The 16,676-nt window shown below is 63.5% G+C and carries 21 protein-coding genes; 6 read left to right on the plus strand and 15 right to left on the minus strand.

Annotated elements, in window-relative coordinates; all coding sequences use genetic code 11:
• Nucleotides 1-59: 59 nt before the first annotated feature.
• Nucleotides 60-818 carry a hypothetical protein gene (locus tag KJP28_RS00335; protein WP_218390244.1) on the plus strand — a complete coding sequence of 253 codons (759 nt, stop codon included), beginning with the start codon at nucleotides 60-62 and terminating at the stop codon, nucleotides 816-818.
• A 27-nt stretch (nucleotides 819-845) separates the two neighbouring features.
• Nucleotides 846-1,571: a hypothetical protein gene (locus KJP28_RS00340; protein ID WP_218390245.1), complete on the plus strand. Its 726-nt coding sequence runs from the start codon at nucleotides 846-848 to the stop codon at nucleotides 1,569-1,571.
• A 3-nt stretch (nucleotides 1,572-1,574) separates the two neighbouring features.
• Here KJP28_RS00340 and KJP28_RS00345 read toward each other — a convergent pair whose 3' ends face one another.
• Genes KJP28_RS00345 through ubiA form a run of 3 tightly spaced genes read right to left on the minus strand, consistent with a single transcriptional unit; the run spans nucleotide 1,575 to nucleotide 5,563 of the window.
• A complete protein-coding gene (locus KJP28_RS00345; RefSeq protein WP_218390246.1) occupies nucleotides 1,575-1,904 on the minus strand; it encodes a hypothetical protein in 330 nt (109 codons plus the stop codon).
• A gap of 6 nt (nucleotides 1,905-1,910) precedes the next feature.
• On the minus strand, nucleotides 1,911-4,538 hold the full coding sequence (locus tag KJP28_RS00350; protein ID WP_218390247.1) for an OmpA family protein: 2,628 nt from the start codon (nucleotides 4,536-4,538) through the stop codon (nucleotides 1,911-1,913).
• A 59-nt stretch (nucleotides 4,539-4,597) separates the two neighbouring features.
• On the minus strand, nucleotides 4,598-5,563 hold the full coding sequence (gene ubiA / locus KJP28_RS00355; protein ID WP_218390248.1) for a 4-hydroxybenzoate octaprenyltransferase: 966 nt from the start codon (nucleotides 5,561-5,563) through the stop codon (nucleotides 4,598-4,600).
• A gap of 14 nt (nucleotides 5,564-5,577) precedes the next feature.
• Between ubiA and KJP28_RS00360 the strand changes: the two genes are divergently transcribed.
• From KJP28_RS00360 to KJP28_RS00375, 4 genes are read left to right on the plus strand one after another with little or no spacing between them, the layout of a single operon-like run.
• Nucleotides 5,578-6,300 (plus strand): 16S rRNA (uracil(1498)-N(3))-methyltransferase, encoded by a 723-nt coding sequence (locus KJP28_RS00360; RefSeq protein ID WP_218391652.1) that lies wholly within the window; start codon nucleotides 5,578-5,580, stop codon nucleotides 6,298-6,300.
• Nucleotides 6,297-7,142, plus strand: a complete 846-nt coding sequence (locus KJP28_RS00365; protein ID WP_218390249.1) for a GNAT family N-acetyltransferase — start codon at nucleotides 6,297-6,299, stop codon at nucleotides 7,140-7,142. The genes KJP28_RS00360 and KJP28_RS00365 overlap by 4 nt, the downstream gene beginning before the upstream one ends.
• Nucleotides 7,139-7,687, plus strand: a complete 549-nt coding sequence (locus KJP28_RS00370) for a hypothetical protein (RefSeq protein ID WP_218390250.1) — start codon at nucleotides 7,139-7,141, stop codon at nucleotides 7,685-7,687. Before KJP28_RS00365 ends, KJP28_RS00370 begins: the two co-directional genes overlap by 4 nt.
• Nucleotides 7,688-7,710: 23 nt before the next feature.
• Nucleotides 7,711-9,081, plus strand: a complete 1,371-nt coding sequence (locus KJP28_RS00375) for a glutamate--cysteine ligase (protein WP_218390251.1) — start codon at nucleotides 7,711-7,713, stop codon at nucleotides 9,079-9,081.
• A 60-nt stretch (nucleotides 9,082-9,141) separates the two neighbouring features.
• Here KJP28_RS00375 and KJP28_RS00380 read toward each other — a convergent pair whose 3' ends face one another.
• The 12 genes from KJP28_RS00380 to KJP28_RS00435 all read right to left on the minus strand — a co-directional run bounded on the left by KJP28_RS00380 (nucleotide 9,142) and on the right by KJP28_RS00435 (nucleotide 16,560).
• On the minus strand, nucleotides 9,142-9,531 hold the full coding sequence (locus KJP28_RS00380) for a DUF805 domain-containing protein (protein ID WP_218390252.1): 390 nt from the start codon (nucleotides 9,529-9,531) through the stop codon (nucleotides 9,142-9,144).
• A gap of 21 nt (nucleotides 9,532-9,552) precedes the next feature.
• On the minus strand, nucleotides 9,553-10,038 hold the full coding sequence (locus tag KJP28_RS00385; RefSeq protein ID WP_218390253.1) for a DUF805 domain-containing protein: 486 nt from the start codon (nucleotides 10,036-10,038) through the stop codon (nucleotides 9,553-9,555).
• A gap of 47 nt (nucleotides 10,039-10,085) precedes the next feature.
• Nucleotides 10,086-10,475 (minus strand): DUF805 domain-containing protein, encoded by a 390-nt coding sequence (locus tag KJP28_RS00390; RefSeq protein ID WP_218390254.1) that lies wholly within the window; start codon nucleotides 10,473-10,475, stop codon nucleotides 10,086-10,088.
• A gap of 99 nt (nucleotides 10,476-10,574) precedes the next feature.
• Nucleotides 10,575-10,802 (minus strand): toxin-antitoxin system YwqK family antitoxin, encoded by a 228-nt coding sequence (locus tag KJP28_RS00395; protein WP_218390255.1) that lies wholly within the window; start codon nucleotides 10,800-10,802, stop codon nucleotides 10,575-10,577.
• Nucleotides 10,799-11,407: a glycerol-3-phosphate 1-O-acyltransferase PlsY gene (gene plsY / locus KJP28_RS00400; RefSeq protein ID WP_218390256.1), complete on the minus strand. Its 609-nt coding sequence runs from the start codon at nucleotides 11,405-11,407 to the stop codon at nucleotides 10,799-10,801. The genes KJP28_RS00395 and plsY overlap by 4 nt, the downstream gene beginning before the upstream one ends.
• Before the next feature lie 11 nt (nucleotides 11,408-11,418).
• Nucleotides 11,419-11,859: a GNAT family N-acetyltransferase gene (locus tag KJP28_RS00405; protein WP_218390257.1), complete on the minus strand. Its 441-nt coding sequence runs from the start codon at nucleotides 11,857-11,859 to the stop codon at nucleotides 11,419-11,421.
• Nucleotides 11,856-13,127, minus strand: a complete 1,272-nt coding sequence (pyrC, locus tag KJP28_RS00410; protein ID WP_218390258.1) for a dihydroorotase — start codon at nucleotides 13,125-13,127, stop codon at nucleotides 11,856-11,858. Before pyrC ends, KJP28_RS00405 begins: the two co-directional genes overlap by 4 nt.
• Nucleotides 13,124-14,098 (minus strand): DUF4268 domain-containing protein, encoded by a 975-nt coding sequence (locus KJP28_RS00415; RefSeq protein ID WP_218390259.1) that lies wholly within the window; start codon nucleotides 14,096-14,098, stop codon nucleotides 13,124-13,126. The genes pyrC and KJP28_RS00415 overlap by 4 nt, the downstream gene beginning before the upstream one ends.
• Complete coding sequence (locus KJP28_RS00420) at nucleotides 14,095-14,655, minus strand: aspartate carbamoyltransferase catalytic subunit (RefSeq protein WP_218390260.1); 561 nt, start codon at nucleotides 14,653-14,655, stop codon at nucleotides 14,095-14,097. The genes KJP28_RS00415 and KJP28_RS00420 overlap by 4 nt, the downstream gene beginning before the upstream one ends.
• Nucleotides 14,652-15,062, minus strand: a complete 411-nt coding sequence (locus KJP28_RS00425; protein ID WP_218390261.1) for a hypothetical protein — start codon at nucleotides 15,060-15,062, stop codon at nucleotides 14,652-14,654. The genes KJP28_RS00420 and KJP28_RS00425 overlap by 4 nt, the downstream gene beginning before the upstream one ends.
• Nucleotides 15,062-15,607, minus strand: a complete 546-nt coding sequence (locus KJP28_RS00430; RefSeq protein ID WP_218390262.1) for a hypothetical protein — start codon at nucleotides 15,605-15,607, stop codon at nucleotides 15,062-15,064. The genes KJP28_RS00425 and KJP28_RS00430 overlap by 1 nt, the downstream gene beginning before the upstream one ends.
• Entirely contained in the window at nucleotides 15,604-16,560 is a 957-nt protein-coding gene (locus KJP28_RS00435; RefSeq protein ID WP_218390263.1) for an aspartate carbamoyltransferase catalytic subunit, read from the minus strand. Before KJP28_RS00435 ends, KJP28_RS00430 begins: the two co-directional genes overlap by 4 nt.
• Between the last annotated feature and the right edge of the window lie 116 nt (nucleotides 16,561-16,676).

Genomic DNA, 16,676 nt, shown 5'->3' on the forward strand with positions numbered 1-16,676 from the left:
CTTTCGATACCCCGCGGCATTTCACACATCCCTAAGACACGCCGTGCATCCCTTGTCGGATGCGCGAGCGGATCATTTATAGCGGCGCTCATCTGAGGGCGATTGTATGGGGCGAAGCCCCTGACCGGGTGATCTTCACCTTCGATCATTGGCGCCCCGACCGCACCGGCATGGCGGGGCGACCGGGGCCGGCGTTTCTCAAACGCGGGCTCACCCATGTGCAGGTAACGACCGCCGAAAATGACTGGTTTCTGAACCACGATCTGCCCGAATGCCTGACCGCCATCGAACGCTTCGCGCGCCCGTTTCGCGTGCGGCTGGGCCTGGGGTTCTCGATGGGCGGATACGGGCTCTTGCTTGCAAGCCGGGTCGTCGCGTTCGACCGGGCCCTGTTCGTGTCCCCCCAGACCACCTTCGCCCCGGACCTGCCGCGCGGCTGCGCGATCGGGGATGCGCGGTTTTCATATGGTCGGATGGACACGCATTTCGCGCGCGAGGCGCATGGCGTGATACGCGATACACCGAAAGCCGCGGGGGACGTCGTGATCCTCTACGATCCCGAACTCGCCGATGATGCCCGCCACGCCGAGGAAGTGGCACGTCTGTTCCTGACCCCGCGCCTCGTGGGTCTGCGCGGCGCAGGGCATCCCGTCACGGCCGCATTTCCGTCCTCTCACGGCTTCAAGCTTCTGACCGATGCGCTTCTGTCCGACCCGATCCGGGTCGACCGGATCACGTCGGCACATCGCCGGTGGAGGCAGATCCGCGCGCGCGAGGCATTGGCACCCGATGCTTGCGATTGGGTGGTGGGCGTGTAACCTTCCGGCCAGTCCGGCATCGGTTTCATGGCACCAGAATTCGTTTTCGAGAGTGATACGTTACGCGCGTCGTTGGCAGGCCGACGGCACCCGGACCTGATCGTCACCTTCGACAATTGGCAATGGCGCAAGTCGCGGTTCACCAAGCCGCGCGCGGGCGCGCATTTCCTGAACGCCGGCTTCGCGCATCTGCACCTGTCGACCCGCGCGAACGATTGGTTTCTGACACCCGACACGCCGGCCTGTCTGGACATGCTGCGCGAACTGGCCGAGGGGTACCGCCGCCGTGCCGCTTTGTCTTTCTCGATGGGTGGGTACGGGGCGATCCTGCTGTCGCGCGATATTGCTTTTCAGCAGATGTTGTTCTTCTCGCCCCAGACTGCCTTCTCCCCCGACCTGCCGCCTTATGACGACCGATTTCATGCCGACCCGTCGGATCCCGATTTCGCCGCCTTGGTGCATGAGACGGTTCTGGCCGCCGAGCCGGTCGGAGGGGATGTCGTTGTCGCCTTCGATCCGTCGGCCGAGATGGACCGCGCCCATGCGCGCGCCATGAAGCTTTACTTCAAAGCGCCCCGGTTCGTCGAGTTGGAGGGGGCAGGGCACCCGGCGTCGCAATACCTGACACAGGCTCATCGCTACGGCACCATCGCCCATGCGGTGACGGGGCCGGACGGCATACGGGAAGATCGGTTCGTGAAGGCCTATCACGAAGTCCGCGACCGGTTCGACGAAGCGCCGAGTGGCGCCTGAGTTTCACCCGGTGGCGTTCGTTCGTTCGATGTAGGCGCGAAGCTCCTCGGCCTCACGCCGCGCATCGCGCAGACCGTCCATGGCGGCGCGCAATTCCGCTTCGGTCTGGTGTTGCTGGTTCGACAATTCGGACTCGCGCTGCTGCATGTAGGTGATCGCTTGATCCCGCGATTCCTCGGCTTCGTGAAGCGCCTGCGCCATGCGATCCAATTCGCCCATTTCGGCCCCGGCAATGCGGGTGAAGCGATGGATGAGCCAATGAGCGAACCATCCCAACGCGAAGGCGATGAATAGGATGATGGCCGTCACGATGATGAACTCGGCTCTGTTCATGTGTTCTTATCCTTCCCCCTCCGGACGGGGCGGCGCGCGCACGCCCTCAAGCTCCGGGTGCACCACGATTGTCGGGCCGAGTGGTTCCTCGGGTTCCGGTGCGGTGTCGTCATTATCGTCCGGGTTGACCAGAATGACCACCGACTCCGACGTGGTATCCGCCGTATCGGTTTCCTCCTCGGCCGTGTCCGCATCGGCTTCGGCCTGATCGGACGGCGTGACCGCGTCCTGCGGCGTGGGCTCTTCGTCGGCCCCTTGCGCATTGGCTGCGGTGGCTTCTTCTACTGAAGGGTCTTCCGCCCCCTCATCCGCCACATCCGTCGTCGCGGCATCGTCGGCTTCGGCTTCCGTTTCTGTCGCGACTTCTTCGGTGGCGTCGGACGTTTCAGCCTCGGCCTGCGCCGGGTCTTCCTCGGTGGTGTCCGGTGTCTCTGCTTCTGCCTGCGCCGGGTCGGCTTCGGTCGATTCCGACGGGTCAGCCTCTGCCGTATCGTCCTGCGGTTCATCCGGCGTCGTGGTTTCGTCGGCTACGGTGTCTTGGGTGTCGCCAGTCGGCGTGTCGCTCTGATCGGCATCTGCCGGCTCCGCTTCGGCGGTGGCTTCGGGAGCGCCCTCTTCGGTGTCTGTCGCCCCTGTATCGTCCAAAGCGGCCTCGTCCCCGCTTCCCTCGTCCGTTTCGGTCGTGGCCTCGGTCACATCCTCTACCACGTCCGTCGGGCGGGCGCGCGGGCGAACCGTGCCAAGCTCCTCGTCCGGCGTCTGGACCGCGCCTTCCGAGATATCCTCTTCGCCAGTTTCGCCCATCGCACCGGTTTCGGGTAGCTCTGCCGTACCGATCAACCGGAACTCGATCCTCCGGTTCGCCTCCCGACCTTCGTCGGTATCGTTGTCCGCGATCGGTTGCTCTTCACCATATCCATGCGCGGTCAGGTTCGAGGTCAGAACCCGCCGCGCCAATAGCGCGTTCAGTACCGAATTGGCCCGCTGCTGGGACAGCGACTTGTTCATGTCTTCCGACCCCTGGCTGTCGGTATGACCCCCGATTTCCATCGGCGCGTCAGGGCAATTCTTCAAAATCTCCGCGATCGAATCGACTGTGTTTCGTGCCGAGGCTTCGATCTCGACCGAACCGGGTGCGAAGGTGATCTTGGATTTGCGGATCACGGCATTGACGTCTTCGGCACATTCGCGCGGTGTCGGCATTGCGGCAATCGGATCCAGCGCTTCGTCATAGATCACGTTTACGCGGAATTCCTCGGCTTCGCCCAGTTTCTCGGACAGGATTCGAGATATTTCCGCGCTCGCATTCTGATCGCCCGTCTTGCCCCGCAATTCCACGAACGTCGGCTGCACTGTGGCTTTGCCATTGTCGAGCAGGCTCAGAGCTTCGAGCGAAGCCAGAACGCGAACCGACCAACCTTGAGGAAGGTTCTGATCGAGTCGCGTCGCCATGAGGACGTTGCCGATCCCAAAGCGGGCGCGTGCAACACTTTGAGTGATCGTGCGCTGCTGCTCGTCGCTGAGACGCCCGCGCAATTGCACCTTGCCTTCGGAATCGAGTGCCGCGGTGAATTCGGGTGGTCCTTCCTCCCGGCCATCGTCACTGGGTGTCTTGCTGGCATGAAGCGAAAAGACCTCGGGCAGCTCGTTTTCAAGTTCGCCGACGACGCGGTCGTAATTGCGTTGTTGCACCGTCGCGGCAGCGACAAGGGTGACATCTGCGTCCGCATAGGTGATGGAGCCGCCGCCGAGCTCGTGCAGCGCCGACACCCCCATGGCGACCGCGTTCGGCCATTCCGACGACGGCACGCCAAGCGCGATCGTGCAATCCGGCGTGCCCTTGGCACCTGCCGCGATCCCGGCCGCGACGATACGGGTGCGGCCAGCTTCGGTTCCGGCGGTGCAGGCATCGAAGCGCGCGCCTTCGCCGTCGATGACGAAGCGGGCGGTGAACGGTGTCACCACGGGGCGCGGTGCCGAGATATTGGCCACCATGCGCAATCCACCGGGCACCCGACGGGCAAGATCACGTTCCCAATTCGCTTTCTGGTCGGCGCTGTCCGCGATCGCCTCGACCACGACGCGGGATGCATCCATCGAAATCTTGGCCCGCGGCAATTCCTCGAGCGCGAAGAGGGCGAAATCGAGCGCGGCGTCCCACCCGTCCGGCACCGGATGATCGGCGCTTTCGAGGAAGTCCGCGACTTCGCGATCCAGCGTGATCCGGCCAACACGTTCGTTCAGGGCAGCCCGGTCGGTCTCGGCGGGGATGAGCCCGATCATCGAAATGCCGGCGTCGTTGCGCAGAATTTCGATCGAGAACCTGGGCGGCGTTACGGCGCGGCTGGACGGAACGTCCATCTGGTCGATGACCCGGCTCGCCTCGACCTGACTGCCCGCGATGGAGAGCGCCTGGAACCTGTCCGTCTCGGACGGCGCCGTGCCTGTCAGGAACACCTGCAAGCCGTCCGTATCCACATGCGCCCAATCCTCGCCCTGAAGGATCAATTCGCGTTCGATCGCCGATTCCGAGAGCTTTTCGATCACCCCGACCGAAGTCCATGCCGCGAGAATCGCAAGCGCCGCTGCGGCGAGGAAGATCGCGGGGATAAGAACGATATTTGTCAGACGCATGGAGTGGCAGGTCTCTTGTCAGTCCGGCATTCTCTAGGGGGGATTGCCAAAAGGCGCAATCAAAGCATCAGGGCTATGGCAAGAAACGGCACAGCGAGCAGACCGGCGTCCCGGTTCGAGCGAAACAGCCGCAGGCACATGTCGTTGTCGTCGATGTCGAGCATCCGCATCTGCCACGACATATGCCACCCGAACGCCCAAGGCGCGGCAAGTGCGACGATCAGCGCGATGACGGACCGTTCGGGCAGATAGGCAAGGATCACCGCGACCGCCATGAGCGTTACCGCCATGACGAGGAAGGCGAGCAGGTATTTGGGCGTGGCGTCGCCAAAGAGACGCGCGGTGGATTTCACCCCGATCAGCGCGTCGTCTTCCTTGTCCTGATGGGCGTAGATCGTGTCGTAGAACAGGGTCCAGGCCATACCGGCGAGGTAGAGCGCCACGGCGGGCCAGCCGAGGCTTCCGGTATGGGCGGTATAGGCCAGAAGAGCGCCCCAGTTGAACGCGATCCCGAGGAAGATCTGCGGCCACCATGTGAACCGTTTGGCGAAGGGATAAATCGCCACCGGGCCGAGCGCGACGATGCCAAGGATGATCGCGTTGGTGTTGAAGGTAATGAGGATGAAAAACGCGATCAGCGACTGGATCACCAGCCATGCCAGCGCCTGCCGCGCACTGACCTGTCCCGATGGGATGGGCCGAGACCGGGTGCGTGCGACGCCGGCGTCGATGTCGCGGTCGGTGATGTCGTTCCAGGTGCATCCCGCGCCGCGCATCAGGAAGGCGCCGATGGCACAGCCAAGCGCGATCCATGCGTCGTGCCAGCTGAACGTGCCGGTCTGGCCCATCCCGAGCAAAAGCCCCCACCAACAGGGCAGGAGCAAGAGCCAGGTCCCGATCGGGCGATCCGCGCGTGACAGGCGCAGATAGGGTCGCGCTGCGGCGGGCGCGTATCGGTCCACCCAATTGCCGACACTGTCCGCGACCGTGCCCGTTGCCTCTGGCGTCTCGTCTTTCGTCGCCATAGTTTGCCCCCATGATGGACCGCGCGAAAATTCGGCTCTTTGTAGACGAGCCATTGGGAGAGGGGCAAACCATTCCTCTGGACCAGGGGCAAGCGCATTACCTCTTCATGGTTCTGCGCACGGCGGTGGGCGACCCCGTGGCGGTGTTCAACGGGCGGGACGGCGAATGGACCGCCGAGATCACGGCGGCGGCGAAGAAGAGCGGTGAGCTGACCTGTCGCGGGTTGGCCGCGCCGCAGCTCGACCCGCCGGATCTCTGGCTCCTGTTCGCGCCGATCAAGAAACAGCGCACCGATTTCATCGTCGAGAAGGCCGCCGAGATGGGGGCGCGGCGGATCGTCCCGGTGCTGACCGATTTCACCAATTCCGAACGGGTGCGCGTGGACCGGCTACAGGCCCACGCGGTCGAGGCCGCCGAGCAATGCGGCGGCACCTTCGTGCCAGAGGTGGCCGAACCGGTGCGCCTTACGACGCTGCTCGAAGACTGGGACGACCGGCGCATCATGTTTTGTGACGAAACACTTGCCGGGTCCGCCTCGGACCTTGCGGACGAGGACGGCGTGCCTTGGGCGATCCTGATCGGACCGGAGGGCGGGTTTTCCGAAGCTGAACGGTCACGGCTCGCCGGGATGGGACAGGCGCAGGCGGTGAGCCTCGGGCCACGCATCCTGCGCGCCGACACCGCCGCCATTGCCGCCATGACGCTTTGGCAATCCACGCATGGAGACTGGTCGTGATCCGCGCTGCCACAGCGGGCGACGAAGAGCGGATCGACGCCTTCCTCACGCCGCACACGGCCTATGCGATGTTCCTGCGCTCGAACCTCGCCAAACATGGGTTGGATGAGCGGGAGCATCCACACGGGACGCGGTTCTTTCTGGAAGAGGAGGGCGGGGATGTGGCCGGCGTGTTCGGGCTGTCCAACGGCGGTTTCGTCCTGGGGCTTGGCGCGGATTGGTCCGGCTTCGCCCGGGAGATTCGGGGCAAGTCCATCGTCGGGATAAACGGAGCGTCCGATCAGGTGCGCGCTGCGCAGGCCGCGTTGAATGTCCTGGACGCGGATTACGCGCTCGACAAGGACGAGCCGCATTACCACCTCGACCTGTCCCGGCTTGCCGAAACGGCGATCGGGCTGGGCGAGTTGCGTCGGCCGACGCAAAGCGACCGGGACACGTTGATCGCGTGGCACGCCGCCTATGATGTGGAAACTCTGGGCGCGACCGAAGGGCGCGATACGACCGAGGATGCCGCGAAACAGGTGGCGCGCTATTACCGGGACGGAAACACGCGGCTGTTGTGGATCGGGGGCCAGCCCGTCGCCATGACAGCCTTCAACGCGCGACTGCCCGACATCGTGCAGATTGGTGGGGTCTACACGCCCCCGGAGTTGCGCGGTCGCGGCCATGCCCGCACGGCGGTCGGTCTTCACCTGATCGAAGCGCGCGGCGAGGGCGTGGCTCAGGCGATCCTGTTTGCCTCTGGTGCACCGGCCTGCCGCGCTTACGAGGCTTTGGGCTTCACCCGGATCGGCAGCTACGCACTCGCCATCCTGAAAGCACCCGTCGTGGTAGGGGCATGAGCTTCGTCCGTCCCGAGGTGATGCAAGGTCTGGCGCGCTGGCGCGAGGCGCTGATCGGTGCCGTTGTCCTGATCTGGGGCGTCTGGTGGATTTTCACCGGGGTCGGGGCTTTCGTCTGGATCGGCTTCGTCCTTGCCGCGATCGGCGCGTCGCTTGCGTGGTCGGGCGTTCAGCGGGCGCGGTTTCGCACCGGCTCGGGCGGGATCGGCGTGGTCGAGGTCGATGAACGGCAGGTGACCTATCTCTCGCCGGTGGGCGGCGGCATGGTATCGCTGGAGACGCTTCTCAGGGTCGAGATCGCACGCGACCGGCTGAACCGGGCGGTCTGGCGCTTCACCGGGCCCGAGGAAAGCCTGTCCATCCCCTCTGCGGCCGAGGGAAGCCGGGCGCTCTTCGACGTGCTCACGGCGCTTGACGGGGCGCGTATCGAAACCGCGATCCGCGCTCTTGCAACGCCGCCCGAGACGCCTGTGACGATCTGGGCAAAAGACGGTTCGCGGGCCGACCTGCGATTGACACCCCCGGCGCAATCGCCCAAGCGTTAGGTCCGAAACAAGGAAGAACGCGCATGTCGATACCCCAGTCCGGCGGAGGACCGATCACCGATTACGCCCAGCTTGCTGAATACCTCGAAAGCGGGTGCAAGCGGCCCGAAGACTGGCGCATCGGCACCGAGCACGAGAAGTTCGGCTACTGCAAGGACACGCTGAAGCCGCTGCCGTATGACGGACCGCGTTCGATCAAGGCGATGCTCGAGGGGCTGCGCGACCAGTTCGGCTGGAACCCGATCTACGAAGGCGACAACATCATCGGGCTGGAGCTCAAGGGCGCGAATATCTCGCTCGAACCGGGCGGGCAGTTGGAATTGTCCGGCGCACCGCTGGGGTCGATCCACCAGACCTGCGACGAGTTGAACGAGCATTTGCGCGAGGTGCAGACCATCGCGGACCGCATCGGGGCGGGGTTCATCGGCCTTGGCGCCGCGCCGATCTGGTCGCATGAGGATATGCCCCGGATGCCCAAGGGCCGCTACGCGTTGATGACCGATTACATGGGCAAGGTCGGCACGCACGGGACGCAGATGATGTATCGGACCTGCACGGTGCAGGTGAACCTCGACTTCGCGTCCGAGGCCGACATGGTGCAGAAATTTCGTGTGGCGCTGGCATTGCAGCCGGTGGCCACCGCGCTCTTTGCCAACAGCCCGTTCTTCGAGGGCAAGCTGAACGGGCACAAAAGCTGGCGTTCGCGCGTCTGGCGCGGGCTCGACGATGCCCGGACCGGGATGCTGCCTTTCGTTTTCGAGGATGGCATGGGGTTCGAACGCTATGTCGATTACGCGCTCGATGTGCCGATGTATTTCGTCTACCGCGACGGCAAGTACATTGACGCGCTGGGCCAGTCGTTTCGCGATTTCCTCAAGGGCAAATTGCCCGCTCTTCCCGGCGAAGTGCCGACGCTTTCGGATTGGGCCGATCACCTGACCACGATCTTCCCCGAGGCGCGGATCAAGAAATTCATGGAGATGCGCGGGGCCGATGCCGGCCCTTGGCGTCGCATCTGTGCCTTGCCGGCCTTCTGGACCGGGATCATGTATGACCAACAGGCGCTCGATGCGGCCTGGGATCTCGTGAAGGGATGGAACGCCGAGACGCGCGAGGAACTCCGCGTTGCGGCAAGCGTCGACGCGCTTCAGGCCGAAGTCGGTCCGATCAAGATGCGTGACCTCGCGAACCAGGCGCTCGACATTTCCCGTGGCGGGCTGAAACGCCGCGCGCGCCCCGGCTTCGGCGGCATGGTTCCCGATGAGCGCCATTTCCTGAACACGCTGGAGGACAGCGTCGAAGAGGGTATGGTGCCCGCCGATGAGCTTCTGGCAAAGTATCATGGCGCGTGGGACGGCGACATCTCGCGCGTCTTCGGTGAGTATTCCTACTGACACGGAAACGAAAAAAGCCGGAGCGCATATGCTCCGGCTTTTCGGCTTACCTCATTCGGATCAGACCGCCGCTGGCTCACCGGCCAGGGGATCTGGACCATACTCGTTCGGCCCGTCATCCCCCTTCGTCGCCGCCCACCAGATGATGATGAGGAACCCGATGATCGGGATCAGGAACAGAAGCTGCCACCACCCGGACTTGCCGATGTCGTGCAGACGGCGGGCCGTCACCGCGATCGACGGGATCAGCATGATGAGCGAGAAAATCGCGTTGAGCGGTCCGATATCCTCGAGCACGCCCGAGAACAGCATCGTGTCTATCAGCGACAGAATTGCCGATACGATGAAGACGAACAGCACGAACCACCAGAATTCTGACCGCATGGCGCGGCCCGAAAAGTCGGTGTATTTCTCACGCAGGGCGGTTTCGACGGCGGGTTTCAGATCCATGTCCGGTCTCCTCGCTCAGGGTCAGCCATTCGAAACCGGCGGGATCGTCGTCGCCGAATAGTCCGGCTCGGGCGTGCCGCCACCTGCGCCGGGGCCGTCGATCGGATCGTGGCCGAAGCGGTTGTCGCCCTTGTCGCCGCCGGTCGCGAACCAGACGATCAGAATGATGATGCCGATCAGCGGGATGAACCCGATCAGGAGCCACCAGCCCACACGGTTCGTGTCATGCAGGCGGCGTACCGAGACCGCGAGATAGGGGATCAGCGTCGCGAGATAGAAGATGCCAGAGAGGATCGGCGTGTCGGTCTGCGACGAGTAGCTATAGTCGCCCTCCGACAGGCTGCCGGATTCGACGGTCGTGCCAAACAGCGCCGAGTCGATGAAGCTCAGGATCATGCTGACGATCAGGTAGAACAGGACGAACCACCAGAATTCGGATCGCCGTGCACGGCCCGAGAATTTCGCGTAGTTCCCATAGACGGATTTGACCGCGTCCATCATGTTCATGTGTGTTCCCCTTCCGTTAACACTCGAATACTGCGGCGATGCTGAAATCAGGCACCGGGTGGCGGGCCATAGGCATTGGTTTCGGCGTCACTGTCTTTTGCAAACCAGACGATGAGGATGATCGTGCCGATGATCGGGATGAGGCCGAGAAGCAACCACCAGCCGGATTTGCCGATATCATGGAGCCTGCGTGCTCCCACGGCGAGGTTGGGCAAGAGCGACACGAGCGAGAAAATCGCGGCGAATATGCTGACCTGTTGCGGTGGGCCGCCCACGGGACCGGTCGCAGTGCCGAACACGGCGCGGTCTATGATCTGAAGAATTGCGCTGACGATCAGGTAGAACAGGACGAACCACCAGAATTCCGAGCGGCGCGAACGCCCCGAGAACGTGGCATATTTCGAGTAAACGGATGTGACCGCTTCCTTCATGTTCATGGTCTCGTGTCCCTCGCGACCCTGCGTCTTAGACGACTTGCGCCAGCTTTGCCCGTCACGCCAACGAAATCAACGGGTAAGGAGGTGGCGCCGACATATTCACTTGCCGGTATGCTTCATCACCGTCGTCTTGTATGGCATCCCATCCTTGTCATAGGTCGTCCATTCGCCGACCTGTTCGCCCCTCTCGAACGTGCCGGAGCGGAGCTTTGTGCCGTCCTTGCGGAAGAACTCCCAATACCCGTGCTCCTTACCGTCGAGGTGCTGACCCCTGGCCCAGAGTGAGCCGTCCTTATGTCGCTTCTCGAAGGGGACTTCGTCGCTCATGTCTTCTTCCCGATCCGGCTTTCCGTGCCATCGAGGATACGGCGGATGTTACCCGCATGGCGGATGTAAATCAGCACGCCCAGAGCGATCAGCAGGACGACCATCGAGGGAAAGCCCAGAAGCCACGCCCAGAGCGGGGTGAGAAGGGCCGCGACGAGTGCTGCGAGCGACGAGATGCGGAACAATCCCGCCGTGACGAGCCATGTCGCGCCAGCGGCAAGAAAGACGGGCCATGCGAGCCCGAGCAGGGTGCCGAGCCATGTCGCCACGCCCTTGCCGCCCTTGAACCGCAGGTAGATGGGAAAGCAATGACCCAGGAAGGCCGCGAATCCCGCAAGCTGGCCCGCATCCTCGGCAAACACCGCTCGCGCGACGACGACCGCGATCCCGCCCTTGCCCACGTCGAAGATGAGCGTCAGCGCGGCGGCGAGCTTGTTCCCAGTGCGCAGGACGTTCGTCGCCCCGATATTGCCCGACCCGATCTGGCGCAGGTCGCCCAGCCCGAAAAGCCGCGCGAAGACCATGCCGAAGGGGATCGAACCGATGAGATAGGCGAGCGCGGCAGTCAGCGCGAGAAACGGCAAGGTGGTGACGATTTCGGGCATGACCCCTCCCTTCAGAGCGCGATTTCCATGCGCGGCAACATGCGATCGGGCCATGTGGCCGAGGGCGCATCGCCGACACGCTGCATTCCCTTTCGCAGATAGAATGGTTCTGCGAAAGGGTCCGCGTCCAGTCCAAGCCGCGTCGAATGGCAGGCACGCGCTCGCGCGCAGGCCCAGTCGAACAAAGCGGCCCCGATGCCGCGGCCCATCGCGACCGGGTCCACGAACAGAAGCTCCAACTCTGCCACATCCGCGCCGATGGTCACATGCGCGACACCCCGGATCGCCCCGTCGTCCCACACGGCGAGGTTCGGGCCGAGGTCATCTTCGGTCGCGCTGAGTTCGTCGCGGCAGGCATCGAGAAACGCTTGCGAATATCCCCAATGCGCCTTGGAGCGCATCGTGACGTCCGCCATGGCGGCAAGGTCCGCGCTGGTCGCGAGCCGGATCATTCCTCGAACGGGTAAACGCGCGTGCCGCCGACCCAGGTGCCGATGATCTTGCCTTCCATCCTGGCCTCGTCGAACGGGGTGTTCTTGGATTTGGATTGCAGCGTGAAACGGTCCATCACGAAAGGCGCGTCCGGGTCGAACAGCACGAGATCGGCGCGCGCGCCTTCGTCGAGCGAACCGCCGGGAAGTCCGAAGCGCCGCGCCGGGTTCGTGGACAGCGCGCGCCACAGCGTCGGCAGGTCCATCGCGCCGTCATGGATGAGCCGCATGGCGGCGGGCAGGATGGTCTGAAGCGCCACGGCCCCCGAAGCGGCCTCCTCGAAGGGCAGGCGTTTGCTCTCTTCGTCCTGCGGGGTGTGCATCGAGCAGATGATGTCGATCAGGCCGGAGGCCACGGCTTCGACCATCGCCATACGGTCATCTTCGGAGCGCAGTGGCGGCTTGAGTTTGAAAAAGGTCCGGTAGCTGCCCACGTCCAGCTCGTTCAGCGTCAGGTGGTGGATATTCGCCCCTGCGGTCACGTCCAGCCCCTGCGCCTTGGCACGCTCCAGCACGGGAAGCGCCAGCGCGGTCGACAGGTTGTCGGCGTGGTAGCGGACGCCGGTCATCTCGACCAAAGCCATGTCGCGTTCGAGCCCCATGCGCTCGGCCATCGGCGACACCGCTGGAAGCCCCCGGAGCGAAGCGAATTTGCCCGAGGTCACGGCAGCGCCCTTGGTCAGCGTCGGATCCTGGGGGTGCGCCATGATCAGCGCGCCGACCGAGCGGGCATAAGTCATGGCGCGGGAGAACACCTTGTTGTCCCCGATGACATGATCGCAATCGGTAAAGGCCACGGCGCCGGCATCCATGAGAAAGCCCATCTCGACCATCTCGCGCCCTTCGCGGCCCTTGGTGAGCGCGGCCATCGGGTTCACCCGCACCGGCGCACGTTCCCGCGCGCGGCGCTTGACGAAATCGAGCGTTTCGGGCGTGTCGATGGCGGGCGTCGTGTCGGGCCGGGTGATCATCGTGGTCACACCGCCCGCCGCAGCCGCGCGCCCCGCCGTGCGGAAACCCTCCTTGTGGCGCTCCCCCGGCTCACCGATCTTGACGCCCACATCCACGATGCCGGGCGCCAGACACTTGCCGCCGCAGTCGATCACCTCTCCCATCTCGCCGCCATCCCGCGCGACGATCACGCCCTCCTCGATGGTGAGGCTGCCAATCGCATCGCTCCCCGCCTCCGGGTCGATGATCCGAGCGTTGGTGAAGGTGAGGGTGGTCATGTCGATTCCGATCCGAGATCTTCTTTGAGCAGCTTGGACACGTACGGCCTGAACACCTCATCAAAGGTCAACATTTTGTCGACCAACCAATTGTGCTGACGTGGCCAATCGGAGACGTCGTTGATGTCGGCCGGCGTTGAGAGACAAATTCGAGAATCCAACTTGTCTGGCATCTCTTGCCATTCAAGCCCTGGTATCAGCGCATCAATCTCATGCCTGCTCGTGCTCAATTGATGGAAGAACGGTTTTGCCCACTTTCCGGTCGTGTAGATTTCGACACGAACCCATTTTTCTCTGATATTCAGCGATGCATTCAAATTTACACCAGTCTTTCCAATACCATGCGATGTCCACGTCGCGGGCAGAGGTTTCACTGGTGAAAGGCGACCTGCCCTTCGCGCGATCTCATCTTGTACTCCTGTCCAATAATCTAACTGCAACTGTCGCGTATCTGAAAGCTCACCTGTCTCGATAGCTTGTCGTCCCTGCGCTGACGAACGAGACCAGTCATTCGGGCTGCTCACGACATTGAATTTCGGCGCCGCATGGCTGTCACCGATTTTCCAGAGTTCAACTTCCAAAGCAAAGAAACGGACTTCGCTCTTCGTAATTTCATTGAGCCAATCCATTGCGGCGCGGTGTTCATCGGCAATCTTGGCAGCAATCCAAACAATTGTTACGGCGTCCAGCCCCGCAGCGTACGTCATCAGTTGGCCAAGGTGTGTATGGTCCGTCCTCTCCAATTGGTTTTCTACTAGAACCCAATTATCCGACGATGTGTCCTTACATAGAATGTCCGCACGGAATGGGCCGACGTTTCGCTCGACGGCCTCGAGTTCAAGTTCAATCGCGAGCGTTTCGCTTAATAGTGCGAGATTGTCTTCTCTAGCGAGCCACGGCGTGAAGTCCTGTGCTTCGGTGCGCCATATATCCCTCAGGTCAACGCGTTCTAGGCGTCCCAATTCTGTCATGCGGTCTCTCCCGCGTTGTCTTGCGTGTCGGGTGTCGGGTCGGTGACACCATGTATCCTGCGGATGAGCCGCATTACCTCGTGTCCGTCCGCGATCCGCTCGAAGCCTACCGGCACGGTGTAGCGGCGGCCTTTGCTACCGCGTCGTTCCTCGTGGGCGAAATGGATCGTGTCGGGCGGTCCCGCCCTGAAATCCACCAGGGCGTCGCGGAGGGGATAGCTCTTGAGCGATTTGCCCTTGGTCAGGAAATCGGTGGCGATGAAGGCGCGGCGGTCGGTGAGCGTGTACCACGTGTTGCGCCGCGAATAGGTCGAGCCGTAGATCGACCAGAACACCATGCCGACGCCGACCGAGAAATGGATCAGGCCGAACATCCAGAACGGCCCCGGTGCGTTCGACGCCATCACCATCCAGAAAAGCGCAAAGCCGGCGAAGAACAGGCCGAAAATCACCGTCGCGATCTTGCCCATGCCCATGTGAAAATTCTGGTCGGGTCGGCCTTGCCAGAGGATCTCTTCGCCCTCGTCCAGAATACCCTCCCAGCCCGGCGCGCTCATCGTTTCGCGCCCTCGATGGTGGCGGCGGTTTCTTTCGGGTCCGTCTGATACTTCAGCATGTATTTGTCGCCGGAGCGGGTGACGATCTGGGCGGCGGAAAAGATCGTGCGCACCTTTTCGATCTCCGACAGCGGGATGGGCACTTCGGCGGGGGAAATCACGCGGCGATTGGTGAGGGTCCATGTCATCCCGACCTGTTCGGAGGCGACGTAAATCCCTCGTACCGCGATTGCGGCGACGGCACCGACGACGCCGGTCCAGGCGTGTTCGTTGCCAAGCACCATCAAAAGCGCGACGGCCAGGACCGACCCGATGGCCGCGAGCATGACGTGCTCTTTGATGTAGGTCGTCATGTTGCCTGTAAAGGTCGCCAGCACCTCTTCGCCGGGGTCGAGAATCGTGTCCATCAGGCGAGGCTCCAGAGCAATCCGCCGAGGACCACGAGCGCGATGAGCGCGATCAAGATGATGCGCCACGGGAACGGCGTCGGCGCATCGGGCGTCGCGCCGCCCGAGATCACGCCGATGGAGGTTTCGGGCGCGGAGGGCGGCACAGATGCGGTCAGCGAGGCCTTCTCGGAGAAACGCCCGATGAAACGCGCGGGATGGGCCGGGTCGAAATGCCCGTCCTTGCCCGCCACCGCGCGTGAATGCACGAGCGCAATGATCCCCGTCTGCGCCTCGAGCGTCTGCGCGGACTGGGCCACGCTTTCGGGTGACATGCCGTTCGCCTCGGTCAGGTAGCGCGCCAGCCCGTATTCCGCGATGCGGTCGCTCGGGAAGACCTCGACCTGCTCCGGGTCGAGCGATTCGACACCCAGTGCTGCGGGAAGCGGCCAATCCGCCGCCGCGCCTTCCGGCTCCCATGCAGGAAGTTCGACCGGCTCGATGTCGAGCGCGAAGACATAGATGCTGCGTGGCGCGTGCTCCGGCGGGAATGTTAGATCGCTCATACCATGACGCCTTTCTGGGTGCGGGCCTCGGACAGGTTGCGGGCAAGCAGGTCCATCGCGGCCATGCGGACGGCGACGCCCATCTCGACCTGTTCCTGGATCACGCTTCGGTTGATGTCGTCGGCGATGGTGCCGTCGATTTCGACGCCCCGGTTCATCGGGCCGGGGTGCATGACGATGGCATCGTCCTTGGCGCAGGCGAGCTTCTCGGCGTCCAGCCCGTAGCGGTGGTAATATTCGCGCTCCGACGGGATGAAGCCCCCGTCCATGCGCTCACGCTGGAGGCGCAGCATCATCACCACGTCCGCGCCCTCGAGCCCGGCTTTCATGTCGTCGAACACCTCGACGCCGAACTCCTTGATCTGCGAAGGCATGAGCGTGGGCGGCCCGACGAGCCGCACGCGGTTCTCCATCTTGCCCAGAAGGATCAGATTGGAGCGCGCCACGCGGCTGTGCGCGATGTCACCGCAGATCGCCACTGTCAGGCGGTGCAGCCGCCCCTTGGCGCGCCGGATCGTCAGCGCGTCCAGAAGCGCCTGCGTCGGGTGTTCGTGCCGCCCGTCGCCCGCGTTCAGGACAGCGCAATTCACTTTCTCCGCCAGCAGGTTCACCGCGCCCGAATGCGGATGACGCACCACGAGCAGGTCGGGGTGCATTGCGTTGAGCGTCAGCGCGGTGTCGATCAGCGTCTCGCCCTTTTTGATCGAAGACGCCTGCATCGCCATGTTCATGACGTCCGCGCCCAGCCGCTTGCCGGCGATCTCGAAGCTCGCCTGCGTCCGGGTCGAATTCTCGAAGAACATATTGATCTGGGTAAGTCCCGCCAGCGCGTCGGACCGTTTGTTGGCGGATTGGTTGAGCTCCACGTAGCGGTCGGCGAGGTCCAGAACAGTCGTGATTTCCTCGGGGTGGAGCGGCTCGATCCCCAGAAGGTGACGGTGGCGGAATGTCATGCGCGACCTCTCTCTTTGTCCCTGCTTATAGGTAGCCGGGTGGGACGGGGCAAGGTGGCGTGGCCGGCCGCGTGGCGCGGCATCTTGTAGGATTGCCGCGCCTTGCGCCCGGGCCT

It is taken from the genome of Maritimibacter dapengensis (assembly GCF_019218265.1).
Classification (GTDB): domain Bacteria; phylum Pseudomonadota; class Alphaproteobacteria; order Rhodobacterales; family Rhodobacteraceae; genus Maritimibacter; species Maritimibacter dapengensis.